The organism is Corynebacterium glutamicum ATCC 13032, assembly GCF_000011325.1.
Classification (GTDB): domain Bacteria; phylum Actinomycetota; class Actinomycetes; order Mycobacteriales; family Mycobacteriaceae; genus Corynebacterium; species Corynebacterium glutamicum.
In genome coordinates this window covers 2,240,626-2,255,632 of sequence record NC_003450.3, presented here as the reverse complement: position 1 = coordinate 2,255,632, position 15,007 = coordinate 2,240,626, and the positions used below count along the sequence as shown (strand labels likewise).

Genomic DNA, 15,007 nt, shown 5'->3' with positions numbered 1-15,007 from the left:
TAATAAAGATCCCTTATCGTGGGAGAGGTACGGTAGTTCGTTCGAGGACAACGTCGAGAAAGGCATGATTTCATTGCTAAATGATCCACGTACGCTATTCCCGAAAGTCGATCCCCCAAAGCAAAGCCAGCCGGAACCAGGCCTAGATATAAAACTTTCCCCCCAAGCCGATATTGGTCTCTCCAGCTATCAAGGAAGTGGAAGGCTTAAGGGCCGCAAGGCTCTTATTACTGGTGGCGATTCTGGGATTGGAGCTGCCGTAGCAATCGCTTATGCTCGCGAGGGGGCAGATGTTGCGATCGCTTACTTGCCCGAAGAACAAGCCGATGCTGACAGAGTGCTCCAAGCAATCGAGGAAACAGGTCAAAAAGCTTTTTCTTTCCCTGGTGATCTCCGTGATCCAGAATACTGTCGCTCGCTGGTCCAAGAGACGGTGAACGCTTTAGGTGGCCTAGACATCTTGGTCAACAACGCGTCACGTCAGGTGTGGGCACCTGGTTTGACCGAAATTACCGACGAAAACTTCGACCAGACTTTGCAGGTTAACCTCTATGGTAGTTTTCGGGTTACCAAAGCAGCTATACCTCATCTGAAGCCCGGATCATCGATAATCTTTACATCGTCCATTCAGGCGTACCAACCTTCGGAAACCCTCTTGGATTACGCCATGACTAAGGCGGCATTGAACAATTTGTCAAAGGGCTTGGCAAGTAGTCTGATAGGCGATGGCATTCGGGTAAATTCTGTAGCCCCAGGTCCTTTCTGGACGCCGTTGCAACCCAGCCATGGTCAGCCACAAGAGAAAATAGAAGGATTTGGCCAGCACGCTCCGATTGGAAGAGCGGGTCACCCTGTTGAGTTGGCAGGTGCGTACGTTTTTCTCGCTTCTGACGAAGCCAGCTATGTGGTAGGAGAAACCCTGGGAGTCACAGGTGGGACGCCCACCCCATAGTCGGTACAAGCGGAATCACTTTCTCAGTTAAGTTTTACGAAGGGGCCTGAAACCGGTCGATTTTTTCGACGACGGAAGCTACGACATCTTGCAGCTTCCAGTCAAGGTTTTGGATTCGCTTAACTAGAGAAGTTATTTCTTCCGGAGCAGGTGTGTATCCTTCTACTGGTTCGACAAATAACTCTGTGTGGAAACAGCGGCCTTGGTCGCGTATCCTAGCGCGGGCGTGTTTGACCCAATGCATCTCTAGGGCAGCCTTTTCCACATCATCATTTAATGGGTGAGGGGCGGAATTGTCATAAGTCATGGCTCGTCCATCACCTAAGTCAGATATAGCAGCTTTCATATTTATCACGCCATCTCTGAGAATTGAAGCTGATATTACTAGAGCTGCAACTGCATCCGCCCACCAAAAACCCAGTCCTATTCCGAGCACGCCTACTGTGCTAGCGACTGCTGTGCCCCAGTCAGCCTTGGCCATATCCGCGTCTGCATAGAGGAGTTTATCGTGGAGATCTTTAGCTAAGTTTATTTTTACTCGCCCTACAATCACCATCGGGATCGACACTGAAATCATAACCCCGATCATTAACCAACCTGACCACACGTCATGGCCAAATAAAATAGCTAAACCTATCGGAGGCCTTTCTCCCTTGATCAGTGCAGATACCGCTTCATAAATTAAAAGGCTTCCCATGATAAGCAGGGCCAGTGCTGCAGCTTGGTGCCCGATAGCAATCGACCGGTGCTTGCCGTATGGATGTTTTCTGGTTGCCACAGCTTTGCTGATTCGGGAGGCTAAAAGAAAAGCGATAGGTGGTACCAAAGAAAGCATGTCTTCAATCCATGCACTACGCATGGCCTGCGATTGACCAGCGACAACACCTACCAAAACGATCGAAAAAAGAACCCATGCGATCGTTGCCCATTCCAACTTAATCGCTTTACGTAGCACCGCTCGCTTTTTCTCGGGCATCTCGTTGCGCCTAGAATCTTGGGCTTCTTTGGCTTCTGGACTCATCTAATTTCACCAAACTCGTGAGCGAGGTACCGTTCCAAAGCCATCATGAGATCATTTTCTCCTAGCCTGACCCCCATGACTTTTTCTTCTCCATCGAATTGGTGGTATGGGCGAGACAGTGCCATATGAGAAGACCAAGGAGATGAAGAAGATAACCCCCCAATCATGAGATCAAGTTGGCCATTTTTGATTTTCTCGGCCAGTACTGATTCTGGGGCATGTAGCCATTGCACATCTGCGTCGATTGTGTCTGCGAAGCCTTCAATGAGATCGACTTCTATGCCTGAATATCTACCAGTTCCGCTAGTCTGCGTCCAAGGTTTGTTTTCCGATATTCCAACTACGAGTTCATCGCCGCGAGCACGATCCAAAGTGCCTTCCGAATCTACAGGGAAGGAAGCACAGGAGTAGAGAGATATAGAGCAAATTATTATATAAAAGGCTCTACGAAAGCTGGACTTATTCATTGTCGGATCCTCGAAATCTCAAAAGCCAAGCTAAGTCACTGAAAAGGATTTCAGCGGTATAATTCAAGTGTGTCGAAAGCCGATTCTCTTATAACCTAGCATATGCTTTTGGGGCTAATACAATATTTTCACGCTCGGAGGTGTGGTTCAGTTTTCTCTCCCACTGGAATTTTCGCACAGATTCAAGATTCGGGTGTCGTGGATTTTCGATTTTAAGGGGAACGCCCCTTTAGCTTCTTAGGTGTAAACAAGGTTCCAATTTTTTTATGATGCGGTTTCAAAATGCGAATAGATTCCTAATAAACGTGGATACATATCAATACTGCTATTACCTACTTCTTAAGTAGGCTATCTGTGATGTAAATAGTAACTGCGATCCAAATGAAAACGAATCCGAACCAACGCATTGGTTCTACTGATTCGTTGACCACAAACAATGCCCACAGCATCTGCATCGTTGGGGTCAGATATTGCAGCATGCCGACAGTGGAAAGAGGTATTGCCTTGGCGGCCAATGCAAACATCAACAGCGGGACGGCTGTGACCAAACCCGAGCAGATTAATAACGCCATGTGCCCACTGCCATTGTTGAAAAAGGTACTGTGACCGGAAGCTTCGAGCCCAATCAGGTATATGACTGCGATGGGCAGCAGTACTAAAGTTTCAGCGCACAAAGAACTAGCAGCAGACATCTTGACTTGTTTTTTCAACGCTCCATAGATGCCGAATGTAAATGCTAGTGTTATCGCTAAATACGGTGGCTTATCACCTAGAAATGTTAGTACCAAAACCCCCGCAGCAGCAATAACCACCGCACTAATTTGCAGTTTTCGTAACTGTTCTTTGAAGAACACAATGCCAAGCACGACACTTAACAGGGGGTTAATAAAGTATCCGAGAGCGGCTTCAGTAACTTGCCCAGAATTGACAGCGATGACATAGATCAGCCAGTTCCCGGCAATAAACAACGATGACAATATAATGCGTAACCATGTACCGCGATCAGCGGACTTAAGCTCTTTCCATCCCGACGTGAAACTAATGATAATCATCATTAATACAGCAGTCCATAGGATCCGATGCGCTAAAATTTCGAACGGTCCTGCCGGAAGAAGTAGTGGGAAAAAGGCCGGGAACATGCCCCATCCCAAGTATGCGAGTACGCCGAAAATCATAGCTGTTACCTTATACCTAGGTTAGAAAAGCCGAGATCAATGCGTTAATGAAATAGGAGTTTCACGGGTGTAAGGAGATGGCTAGACTGTCCCACATGGCCAAGCAATCCTCATTTGTACATCTTCACAACCACACCGAGTTTTCCATGCTTGATGGAATGGCCAAGATCGATATGTTGGCCGATGAGGTTAAAGCCCAGGGAATGCCTGCGGTCGGAATCACCGACCACGGCAATATGTATGGCTCCAACCCCTTTTATCGCAAGATGACAGAGATGGGCATTAAGCCCATCATTGGCATTGAAACGTATATGGCACCTGAGTCTCGTTTTAAGAAAGAGCGTGTGCGTTGGGGCGAACCACACCAAAAATCAGATGATGTTTCTGGTTCCGGTGCGTATTTGCACCAGACGATGCTTGCAGAAAACACCACAGGTTTAAGAAACCTCTTTTATCTATCTTCGATGGCATCGTACGAAGGCCAGCTAGGCAAGTGGCCCCGCATGGACGCCGATATCATCGCTGAGCACGCCGAAGGCATCATCGCCACCACGGGTTGCCCTTCCGGCGATGTGCAAACACGCCTGCGCTTGGGCCAGTTCGACGAAGCCCTTGAAGCAGCCGCCATGTGGCAGGACATCTATGGTCGCGACAACTACTTCCTCGAGTTGATGGACCACGGGCTCGACATTGAAACCCGTGTGCGCAGTGAGCTGCTCGAAATCGGACGCAAGCTCAATTTGCCACCCCTGGTCACCAACGACTGCCACTATGTGCTGGAATCTCAGGCGCAAGCCCACGAGGCAATGCTCTGCGTGCAAACAGGCAAGACGCTTCATGATGAAGACCGATTCAAATTCGGCGGAACCGGCTATTACGTTAAATCTGCAGAACAAATGCGTGCACTCTGGGACGACATGGTTCCAGATGGCTGCGACAACACCCTGTGGATCGCTGAACGTGTGCAGTCCTATGACGAAATCTGGGAAGAACACTCACACGACCGCATGCCTATCGCTGATGTTCCAGAAGGCTACACCCCAACCACTTGGTTGCACCATGAAGTGATGGCTGGCTTGGAGGATCGTTTCTCTGGACAGCAAGTTCCTGAGGATTATATTGAGCGCGCGGAGTATGAGATCTCCGTTATTGATATGAAGGGCTACCCTTCCTACTTCCTCATCGTTGCTGAAATTATCAAGCACGCTCGTTCCATTGGCATCCGTGTAGGACCTGGCCGTGGTTCGGCTGCAGGTGCATTGGTTGCCTACGCGTTGACCATCACCAACATTGACCCCATGGAACACGGATTGCTGTTCGAGAGATTCCTCAACCCAGAACGACCATCCGCACCCGATATCGATATTGACTTCGATGATCGCCGCCGCGGTGAAATGATCCGTTACGCAGCTGACCGTTGGGGCGAGGACAAGATTGCTCAGGTGATCACCTTCGGTACGGTGAAAACAAAGCAGGCACTGAAAGACTCCGCCCGTGTGCAAATGGGGCAGCCAGGCTATCAAATCGCTGACCGCGTGATCAAGGAGCTTCCACCTGCCATTATGGCGAAGGATATTCCGTTGTCCGGTATCACCGATCCGGATCACCCTCGTTTTAATGAAGCAGGTGCGGTGCGCCAGCTGATCGAAACCGACCCTGATGTGAAGCGCATTTACGACACCGCTCGTGGTTTGGAAGGCGTGGTGCGCCAATCTGGCGTGCACGCGTGTGCCGTGATTATGTCTTCTGTACCGCTGCTGGACTGCATTCCGATGTGGAAGCGGCCAGCCGACGGCGCACTGATTACAGGCTGGGATTACCCAGCATGTGAGGCCATTGGCCTGTTGAAGATGGACTTCCTGGGACTTCGAAACCTTACCGTTATTGGCGATGCGATTGAAAACATTAAGGCCAACCGCGATGGGGAAGTGCTTGATCTAGAAAACCTAGCGATCGAGGATGAAGAAACCTACAAGCTGCTAGGCCGTGGAGAAACCCTTGGTGTGTTCCAGCTTGATGGTGGTGGCATGCAGGAGCTGCTGAAGCGTATGCAGCCAACCGGCTTCAATGACATCGTCGCAGCGCTTGCGCTGTATCGCCCAGGCCCCATGGGTGTGAACGCGCACTGGGATTACGCCGACCGTAAAAACGGACGCAAGCCCATTACTCCAATTCACCCAGAGTTGGAGGAAGCTCTGGAAGAAATCCTTGGTGAAACCTATGGTCTGATTGTGTACCAGGAGCAGATCATGAGGATCTCCCAGAAGGTCGCAAACTACACCGCTGGTCAAGCAGATGGTTTCCGTAAAGCCATGGGTAAGAAGAAGCCCGAGGTCCTGGAAAAGGAGTTCGCAAACTTCGAAGGTGGAATGAAGGCGAACGGCTATTCAGATGCCGCGATTAAGACTTTGTGGGATACCATTCTGCCGTTCGCCGGCTACGCGTTCAACAAGTCTCACGCCGCAGGTTATGGACTTGTATCCTTCTGGACTGCCTATTTGAAGGCGCACTACGCGCCGGAATACATGGCAGCACTGCTGACTTCTGTGGGTGATAACAAGGACAAATCGGCGATCTACCTTTCTGATTGCCGACACCTTGGAATTCGAGTGCTTTCGCCGGATATTAACGAGTCCTCGTTGAACTTCCTTCCTGTTGGCACCGATATTCGCTATGGCCTGGGAGCCATTAGAAACGTGGGTGCTGAAGTTGTGGATTCCATTTTGGATACCCGCAAGGAAAAGGGCCTATTTAAGGACTTCTCAGACTACTTGGACAAGATCGATACCCTGCCGTGTAACAAGCGCATCACCGAGTCTTTGATCAAGGGTGGCGCTTTTGACTCCCTTGGACACGCACGAAAAGGCCTCATGCTGGTCTTCGAAGATGCCGTTGATTCCGTCATCGCTACCAAAAAAGCTGCTGACAAGGGACAATTTGATCTCTTTGCAGCTTTCGACTCGGATAACAACGACGATGTGGCAAGTTTCTTCCAGATCACCGTTCCTGATGACGAATGGGACCGTAAGCATGAGCTCGCACTCGAGCGAGAAATGCTGGGTCTGTATGTTTCTGGACACCCACTCGATGGCTATGAAGATGCCATTGCTGCCCAGGTTGATACAGCACTGACCACCATTGTTGCCGGTGAACTCAAGCACGGCGCAGAAGTGACCGTGGGTGGCATTATCTCTGGTGTGGATCGACGGTTCTCCAAGAAGGACGGTTCCCCTTGGGCGATTGTCACCATTGAAGATCACAACGGCGCGTCCGTTGAATTGTTGGTCTTCAACAAGGTGTATTCCATCGTTGGATCCATGATTGTGGAAGACAACATCATCTTGGCCAAGGCACACATCTCCATTCGAGATGATCGTATGAGCCTTTTCTGTGATGATCTCCGCGTTCCAGAGCTTGGGCCAGGAAACGGGCAAGGACTTCCGCTTCGTTTGTCCATGCGTACTGATCAGTGCACCATGTCCAACATTGCCAAGCTCAAGCAGGTGCTGGTGGACAACAAGGGTGAATCTGATGTGTACCTCAATTTGATCGATGGGGATAACTCCACGGTCATGATTTTGGGTGATCACTTAAGAGTCAACCGATCCGCAAGTTTGATGGGCGACCTCAAGGCAACGATGGGGCCAGGCATCCTCGGTTAATCACATCACACTGGGATTACCCCGTGTAGGGGTGAAAACCCGAATGATGAATAAAATTCCGGGTGCAGTGACCGTAGGTGAGGTAAACGCGGTTAGAGTCGAATGAGAGTTTGATACTTTCTTTCGACTTTTAGATTGGATTTTCAATGAGCCAGAACCGCATCAGGACCACTCACGTTGGTTCCTTGCCCCGTACCCCAGAGCTACTTGATGCAAACATCAAGCGTTCTAACGGTGAGATTGGGGAGGAGGAATTCTTCCAGATTCTGCAGTCTTCTGTAGATGACGTGATCAAGCGCCAGGTTGACCTGGGTATCGACATCCTTAACGAGGGCGAATACGGCCACGTCACCTCCGGTGCAGTTGACTTCGGTGCATGGTGGAACTACTCCTTCACCCGCCTGGGCGGACTGACCATGACCGATACCGACCGTTGGGCAAGCCAGGAAGCAGTGCGTTCCACCCCTGGCAACATCAAGCTGACCAGCTTCTCTGATCGTCGCGACCGCGCATTGTTCAGCGAAGCATACGAGGATCCAGTATCTGGCATCTTCACCGGTCGCGCTTCTGTGGGCAACCCAGAGTTCACCGGACCTATTACCTACATTGGCCAGGAAGAAACTCAGACGGATGTTGATCTGCTGAAGAAGGGCATGAACGCAGCGGGAGCTACCGACGGCTTCGTTGCAGCACTATCCCCAGGATCTGCAGCTCGATTGACCAACAAGTTCTACGACACTGATGAAGAAGTCGTCGCAGCATGTGCTGATGCGCTTTCCCAGGAATACAAGATCATCACCGATGCAGGTCTGACCGTTCAGCTCGACGCACCGGACTTGGCAGAAGCATGGGATCAGATCAACCCAGAGCCAAGCGTGAAGGATTACTTGGACTGGATCGGTACACGCATCGATGCCATCAACAGTGCAGTGAAGGGCCTTCCAAAGGAACAGACCCGCCTGCACATCTGCTGGGGCTCTTGGCACGGACCACACGTCACTGACATCCCATTCGGTGACATCATTGGTGAGATCCTGCGCGCAGAGGTCGGTGGCTTCTCCTTCGAAGGCGCATCTCCTCGTCACGCACACGAGTGGCGTGTATGGGAAGAAAACAAGCTTCCTGAAGGCTCTGTTATCTACCCTGGTGTTGTGTCTCACTCCATCAACGCTGTGGAGCACCCACGCCTGGTTGCTGATCGTATCGTTCAGTTCGCCAAGCTTGTTGGCCCTGAGAACGTCATTGCGTCCACTGACTGTGGTCTGGGCGGACGTCTGCATTCCCAGATCGCATGGGCAAAGCTGGAGTCCCTAGTAGAGGGCGCTCGCATTGCATCAAAGGAACTGTTCTAAGCTAGACAACGAGGGTTGCTAGTCTAAGCAGCAAAATGAGCGGCTGTTGTTCCTTCAGGAAAATTATCTGAAGGAACAATAGCCGCTCATTTTATGTCAGTGTGCTTTTAAGCGTCGACGTTGATGCCAAACTGGGTGAGCATGTCACGCAGAGTCTGCTTGAACGATGGGTCGACGGTCACCATGAAGGATGCTGCGGTGGAAGCAAGAGTGGTGATTGCGAGCAATCCCTGCAGTACCGCAAAAGGAATGGCAAGCCATTCTGGTGGGGAGACAATGGAACCAATCACTGGCATTTCGGACAACCGATCGATCAGTGCTTGCTGCTCTTCGCTGATTTCATCGTCATCATCGCTGGTGTCTTTGCCGGAGGAGCTCAAGCTTGGGGCCGCAGGAATGTCGCCATTGCTGAGCATTGAGCTGCCTTCAGAGCTGCCTGGCCAGGTTTCGTTTCCATCGACTGGATTTCCATCATCATCAAGGATCTGTGATGAGGTGATGTTGTCTGAGAGCTGTGTCAGTGCGTCAGAGGACTGAGCCTGGGCAACTGGAGTGAACACGGACAATGCCACAGCGCTTGCTGTAACAAGGGTCAAAGTACTTCGACGCAAAGACAAAACTTTTCTCCTGGCAATAAATATGCGGATTTACTATGGAAACAAGATAGAAGATTGGATAGCGAAAGCTATCCTCAACTCGTGGAAAGTGTAGTGCCACAACCACAGTATTGGCTAGAAAACAATCTATAGCATTGTTCTACAAAGAGCTTGTTGGAAATAAAACCTATGCCAAAGTAGGTGCAATTCTAGGAGAAGATTACACTAGTCAACCATGAGTGAAACATACGTGTCTGAGAAAAGTCCAGGAGTGATGGCTAGCGGAGCGGAGCTGATTCGTGCCGCCGACATTCAAACGGCGCAGGCACGAATTTCCTCCGTCATTGCACCAACTCCATTGCAGTATTGCCCTCGTCTTTCTGAGGAAACCGGAGCGGAAATCTACCTTAAGCGTGAGGATCTGCAGGATGTTCGTTCCTACAAGATCCGCGGTGCGCTGAACTCTGGAGCGCAGCTCACCCAAGAGCAGCGCGATGCAGGTATCGTTGCCGCATCTGCAGGTAACCATGCCCAGGGCGTGGCCTATGTGTGCAAGTCCTTGGGCGTTCAGGGACGCATCTATGTTCCTGTGCAGACTCCAAAGCAAAAGCGTGACCGCATCATGGTTCACGGCGGAGAGTTTGTCTCCTTGGTGGTCACTGGCAATAACTTCGACGAAGCATCGGCTGCAGCGCATGAAGATGCAGAGCGCACCGGCGCAACGCTGATCGAGCCTTTCGATGCTCGCAACACCGTCATCGGTCAGGGCACCGTGGCTGCTGAGATCTTGTCGCAGCTGACTTCCATGGGCAAGAGTGCAGATCACGTGATGGTTCCAGTCGGCGGTGGCGGACTTCTTGCAGGTGTGGTCAGCTACATGGCTGATATGGCACCTCGCACTGCGATCGTTGGTATCGAACCAGCGGGAGCAGCATCCATGCAGGCTGCATTGCACAATGGTGGACCAATCACTTTGGAGACTGTTGATCCCTTTGTGGACGGCGCAGCAGTCAAACGTGTCGGAGATCTCAACTACACCATCGTGGAGAAGAACCAGGGTCGCGTGCACATGATGAGCGCGACCGAGGGCGCTGTGTGTACTGAGATGCTCGATCTTTACCAAAACGAAGGCATCATCGCGGAGCCTGCTGGCGCGCTGTCTATCGCTGGGTTGAAGGAAATGTCCTTTGCACCTGGTTCTGTCGTGGTGTGCATCATCTCTGGTGGCAACAACGATGTGCTGCGTTATGCGGAAATCGCTGAGCGCTCCTTGGTGCACCGCGGTTTGAAGCACTACTTCTTGGTGAACTTCCCGCAAAAGCCTGGTCAGTTGCGTCACTTCCTGGAAGATATCCTGGGACCGGATGATGACATCACGCTGTTTGAGTACCTCAAGCGCAACAACCGTGAGACCGGTACTGCGTTGGTGGGTATTCACTTGAGTGAAGCATCAGGATTGGATTCTTTGCTGGAACGTATGGAGGAATCGGCAATTGATTCCCGTCGCCTCGAGCCGGGCACCCCTGAGTACGAATACTTGACCTAAACATAGCTGAAGGCCACCTCAATCGAGGTGGCCTTTTTCTAGTTTCGGGTCAGGATCGCAAAGCCCCACGGCTGAAGGGTTGTGGAGGTGTCGGTGACGGTGGGGGAAGTGAAGCTGTAAATCAGCTCGCCGCCAAGCGGGACGGTGATGGTGTCGTCGGAGAAATTCGCCAGAATTCGGCCGCGACCATTGGCCATCGATAGCCAGTTCTCGCCGTGCTCAACCTCGAGTGTGAGCAAGTTTGGTTGGGAGAAGCCCAAGGTGTGCCGCAGGTGCAACAGCTGCTTGTAAGCGTCGTTGATGCGGCGCTGCTCCGCAGTGAACTCCCAATCGAGTTTGGAGGAGGTGAAGGTGGATTCCAGCTCGGGGGAGGGGATGTCGTCGGCGTTCCAGCCAAGGCGTGCGAATTCCCGTTTGCGGCCCTCGGAGGTTAGGCGGTTGAGCTCGGGGTCGGTGTGGGAGCAAAAGAAGGCGAATGGGGTGGTGGCTCCGAATTCTTCACCCATAAACAACATCGGGGTATACGGCGAGCTGTAGATAATGGCTGCCTTCAACACCTGCTGTTCCGGGGTGAGAGTCGTGGAAGGACGGTCGCCGATTGCGCGGTTGCCGGTCTGATCATGGGTGGTGGTGTAGGTGACAAAGCGCGAGGCAGGGGTGATATCGGGGTGCACAGGGCGGCCGTGGTTGCGTCCGCGGTACGTGGAGTAGTTTCCGGTGTGTTCAAATACTTCACGCAGGGTTTTGGCTAATGTGTCGACAGATCCGAAATCGCTGTAATAACCATTGCGTTCGCCAGAAACGAGGGCATGGAGGGCGTGGTGGATATCGTCAACCCACTGTGCATCCAGGCCAAAACCGCCGGCCTCGCGGGAGGTAACGAACTTGGGGTCATTGAGTTCAGATTCTGCAATCAATGAGCGTGGGATGCCTGTTTGTGCGGAGACATCCTCGGCCACCATGGTCAGCTGCGCAAGTAGGGAATAGGCGCCGCGATCATCGAGAGAATGCACCGCATCGAGGCGGAGCCCATCAACGTGAAAATCTTCGAACCACTGGCGTGCGGCGTCGAGAATATAATTGCGGACTTCATCTGAATCATGGCCGTTGATGTTGACCACGTCGCCCCAGCCGGTGCTGCCGCCAGAGGTGTAGGGGCCAAATTGCCCGTTGTAGTTGCCGTCGGGGCCGAAGTGGTTGTACACGACGTCTAAGTAGACGGCGATGCCGGCCTGGTGGGAGGCGTCGATAAGCTTTTTCAAGCCCGCCGGACCGCCGTAGCCTGCATGGACGGCGTGCCACAGCACCCCGTCGTAGCCCCAATTGCGGTTGCCGCCAAAGGGCTGCACGGGTAAAAGTTCGATGGCGGTCACGCCGAGGTCGCGCAGATAAGGAAGCTTGTCGACGACTCCCTCAAACGTTCCATCTTCACTAAAGGTGCCCACATGCAGCTCATATAACACCGAGCCAGGGAGAATTCGGCCAGTCCACTGCTGGTCACCCCACAGATAGGAATCATCGGAGACTTCACTTAAACCATGAACCCCGTCTGGTTGAGATGTGGAGCGGGGATCGGGGAGGGTTTTTGACCAGGAGGAGCCGTCGAAAAGCGAAAAACCGTAACGATCGCCGGCCTTGGGCGCGATCTCGGCGCGCCACCAGCTGCCCTCCGTTTTGTGCATGGGGAGGGTTTCGCCGTTGAGGATCAGATGTACATCGTGGGGAAGTGGAGCCCACACTGAAAAGCTTTGCGAGGTCAACATGGCCACCAGGCTAGTGAAAATGCTGCCGGTTGGCGAGCTAAGATGTGAGATGCTATGGCACATCTCACGCAATACCAACTCCCTCAGGCCGGTCAAGTCTTTGAGCATGAACTAGAGATCAAGCGCTCGCGATTTCTGACCTATATCACGCGTGTGCAAGATCAGGAGCAGGCTCGCGAATTTATTCACTCCATCAAGGAGCTGTATCCGGATGCGCGTCATCATTGCAGTGCCTTTATTTTCCATGTGGATGGCTCAAATGATGTGGAGCGTTCCTCTGATGATGGCGAACCTTCCGGTACCGCGGGAAAACCCATGCTAGAGGCGTTGCGTGGCTCGGGAATGAAAGATATTGCCGCTGTGGTGGTGCGTTATTTCGGTGGCGTAAAACTGGGCACTGGCGGATTAGTTAATGCCTACACCAACGCGGTGACGGAGCTTCTACCTGAGGTTTTGCAAGTCACCCGCTCTGTTCGGGAGATTTTCAAGATTGACCTTCCGCATTCTGATGCGGGGCGCATTGAAGCGAATCTGCGCGGCATGGGCATCATCATTACTGACACTGAATATGGTGCAGAAGTCACATACACCTTGGCTTTATTGCCTGGTGAACAGGCTGCGGTGGAATCTCAATTGTCATCCATGATGGGTGCAGAAATTGAATTGAAAGAATCCGGGCACATGTGGGTGGAATCCCCGAGTGACTAGTGCGGTGTAAGAGCACTAGACTGTTCAACTATGAGCATGCAACCATACCCCCGCAACCCAATCGAAAAACGTAAGCAAGAAGTACGCAAGAACTCCCGCAACGCAGTTGTCAGTGTTGGCGGTGGCATCGTAGGCGGTGCGGCTCTGTGGCTAGTGTTCGGCTCTGCATTCTTTATGGGACTTGGATTGATCATCGCCGTGGTCGGCGGTTTTTATTACTACAACAAGGTCCAAAAGATCATTAACGAAAAAGACCGTTACTAGTTAGAAATCTATGTCAGACACTGATGGATTACCTGTCCGCATCGACGCGTGGGTGTGGGCAGTTCGTTTATATAAAACCCGGTCAGAGGCTGCCGAAGCCTGCAGGGCAGGGCACGTCAAGCTAAACAACAACGCGGTCAAACCTGCCCAACAAGTGGTGCCAGGTGACCGCGTGCGCGTGTGGGTAAACCACCGCGAGTTTGATGTGGAGGTGCTGCGCACCATCAAGAAGCGAGTCGGAGCCTCGGTGGCCCGAACCTGCTACGTTGACCACACCCCGCCACCACCACCGATGGAAGTGCTGGCGTCGATTCCTCGCCGTGACCGTGGAGCCGGACGGCCCACCAAGAAGGAACGGCGAGAAATGGAACAGTTCAGGGGAATGTCCTAAGACCTTCTTAAGCCTGCTTGGTCAAGATGTCCTTCACCAGCGGAATAACCTCAGTGCCATACAACTCAATGGACTTCAGCAAGTACTCATGAGGGGTCTGGCCACTGGCGTATTTGAGGGTAAAGCGATCAAGATCAAGCACTGAAATGGTTTTGGCGATCTTCTTTGCGACCGTCTCAGGGGAACCGATGTATAAGGAACCGTGATCGATTTCGCGTTCAAACTGCATTGCATCCGCAGGAGCCCAACCGCGTTCAGCACCGATCTTGCGTTGGAGTTCCAACCAATCATTAAGTGCTAGCTCACGGGCTTCCTCATCAGTTGCCGCAATGAGTCCAGGGGAGTGCACACCAATGGGCTTTTGAGGCTGCCCGAACTGTTCGTTGGCACGCTTGTACAGATCCACATACGGGCGGAAACGCTCAGGAGCACCGCCGATGATGGCAAGCATCAACGGGAAACGATACTTAGCAGCGCGCACGACTGATTCTGGGCTGCCACCCACTGCAACCCAAGCGTGAATGCCATTCTCAGTTGGTGGGTAAAGCATCTGGTTTTCCAACGCCGAGCGGGTCTCACCATGCCAGGTCACGCCCTGACCACGGCTGTCGGCCTCAAGAATCTTCGCGAACAAATCAAGGCGTTCACTAAACAGCTGCTCGTAGTCCTGAAGATCAAAACCAAACAATGGGAAAGACTCAATGAAGGAACCGCGTCCCAAGGTGATTTCGGCGCGACCGTTGGACAGTGCATTCATGGTGGAATAACGCTCAAACAGGCGAACAGGATCATCAGAGGACAGCACAGTCACGGAAGAGGTGACTTTGAGTCGCTCAGTGGATGCGAGGATAGCTGTCATGACGATGTCAGGTGCAGAAACTGAGTATTCCTCACGGTGGTGCTCTCCGATGCCGATGATATCCACCCCGACTTTGTCTGCCATCTTGGCTTCATCAATGATGTTTCGAAGTGTTTGTGCAGGGGAGACCGGGTTGCCCTGCAGGTCGATGGCGTTGTCGCCGAAGGTGTCGAGGCCGAAGGAGACGTTTTTCATTGCTTTCCTCACGTTGTTGATCAGACTTATTAAAAGAGTTTGTAGATATATCAACA

Annotated in this window: 13 protein-coding genes; 7 read left to right on the top strand and 6 right to left on the bottom strand. The window is 52.1% G+C overall.

What is annotated here, in order from left to right; translation table 11 throughout:
• Positions 1-64: 64 nt before the first annotated feature.
• Complete coding sequence (locus CGL_RS10590) at positions 65-952, top strand: SDR family oxidoreductase (protein ID WP_011014905.1); 888 nt, start codon at positions 65-67, stop codon at positions 950-952.
• A gap of 34 nt (positions 953-986) precedes the next feature.
• On the opposite strand, the gene CGL_RS10585 is transcribed toward CGL_RS10590, so the two are convergent.
• The 3 genes from CGL_RS10585 to rarD all read right to left on the bottom strand — a co-directional run bounded on the left by CGL_RS10585 (position 987) and on the right by rarD (position 3,615).
• Positions 987-1,973, bottom strand: a complete 987-nt coding sequence (locus tag CGL_RS10585; protein WP_011014904.1) for a cation transporter — start codon at positions 1,971-1,973, stop codon at positions 987-989.
• On the bottom strand, positions 1,970-2,440 hold the full coding sequence (locus CGL_RS10580) for a transporter substrate-binding domain-containing protein (protein WP_011014903.1): 471 nt from the start codon (positions 2,438-2,440) through the stop codon (positions 1,970-1,972). Before CGL_RS10580 ends, CGL_RS10585 begins: the two co-directional genes overlap by 4 nt.
• Before the next feature lie 332 nt (positions 2,441-2,772).
• Positions 2,773-3,615: an EamA family transporter RarD gene (rarD, locus tag CGL_RS10575; RefSeq protein WP_011014902.1), complete on the bottom strand. Its 843-nt coding sequence runs from the start codon at positions 3,613-3,615 to the stop codon at positions 2,773-2,775.
• A gap of 95 nt (positions 3,616-3,710) precedes the next feature.
• Between rarD and dnaE the strand changes: the two genes are divergently transcribed.
• Both dnaE and CGL_RS10565 read left to right on the top strand, forming a co-directional pair.
• The gene (dnaE, locus tag CGL_RS10570) at positions 3,711-7,277 is read left to right on the top strand and encodes a DNA polymerase III subunit alpha (protein ID WP_011265882.1); all 3,567 of its coding nucleotides are present in this window, start codon (positions 3,711-3,713) and stop codon (positions 7,275-7,277) included.
• 146 nt (positions 7,278-7,423) lie between these two features.
• Positions 7,424-8,629 carry a cobalamin-independent methionine synthase II family protein gene (locus tag CGL_RS10565; protein ID WP_003856473.1) on the top strand — a complete coding sequence of 402 codons (1,206 nt, stop codon included), beginning with the start codon at positions 7,424-7,426 and terminating at the stop codon, positions 8,627-8,629.
• A gap of 107 nt (positions 8,630-8,736) precedes the next feature.
• On the opposite strand, the gene CGL_RS10560 is transcribed toward CGL_RS10565, so the two are convergent.
• Complete coding sequence (locus tag CGL_RS10560) at positions 8,737-9,246, bottom strand: hypothetical protein (protein WP_041625516.1); 510 nt, start codon at positions 9,244-9,246, stop codon at positions 8,737-8,739.
• Between the two features lie 214 nt (positions 9,247-9,460).
• On the opposite strand from CGL_RS10560, the gene ilvA reads away from it, so the two are divergent.
• Positions 9,461-10,771, top strand: coding sequence for a threonine ammonia-lyase IlvA (gene ilvA / locus CGL_RS10555; RefSeq protein ID WP_003862033.1), 1,311 nt, complete (start codon positions 9,461-9,463; stop codon positions 10,769-10,771).
• Between the two features lie 38 nt (positions 10,772-10,809).
• Here ilvA and treZ read toward each other — a convergent pair whose 3' ends face one another.
• Positions 10,810-12,534: a malto-oligosyltrehalose trehalohydrolase gene (treZ, locus tag CGL_RS10550; RefSeq protein ID WP_020948610.1), complete on the bottom strand. Its 1,725-nt coding sequence runs from the start codon at positions 12,532-12,534 to the stop codon at positions 10,810-10,812.
• Positions 12,535-12,588: 54 nt separating this feature from the next.
• Here treZ and CGL_RS10545 point away from each other — a divergent pair, with 54 nt between their 5' ends.
• The 3 genes from CGL_RS10545 to CGL_RS10535 are packed head-to-tail and all read left to right on the top strand — an operon-like array spanning position 12,589 to position 13,897.
• Positions 12,589-13,242 carry a YigZ family protein gene (locus tag CGL_RS10545; RefSeq protein WP_011014898.1) on the top strand — a complete coding sequence of 218 codons (654 nt, stop codon included), beginning with the start codon at positions 12,589-12,591 and terminating at the stop codon, positions 13,240-13,242.
• Between the two features lie 30 nt (positions 13,243-13,272).
• Positions 13,273-13,506 (top strand): hypothetical protein, encoded by a 234-nt coding sequence (locus tag CGL_RS10540; RefSeq protein ID WP_003862025.1) that lies wholly within the window; start codon positions 13,273-13,275, stop codon positions 13,504-13,506.
• Positions 13,507-13,516: 10 nt separating this feature from the next.
• A complete protein-coding gene (locus CGL_RS10535) occupies positions 13,517-13,897 on the top strand; it encodes an RNA-binding S4 domain-containing protein (protein WP_011014897.1) in 381 nt (126 codons plus the stop codon).
• 7 nt (positions 13,898-13,904) lie between these two features.
• Here CGL_RS10535 and CGL_RS10530 read toward each other — a convergent pair whose 3' ends face one another.
• The gene (locus CGL_RS10530; RefSeq protein ID WP_011014896.1) at positions 13,905-14,951 is read right to left on the bottom strand and encodes an LLM class flavin-dependent oxidoreductase; all 1,047 of its coding nucleotides are present in this window, start codon (positions 14,949-14,951) and stop codon (positions 13,905-13,907) included.
• Between the last annotated feature and the right edge of the window lie 56 nt (positions 14,952-15,007).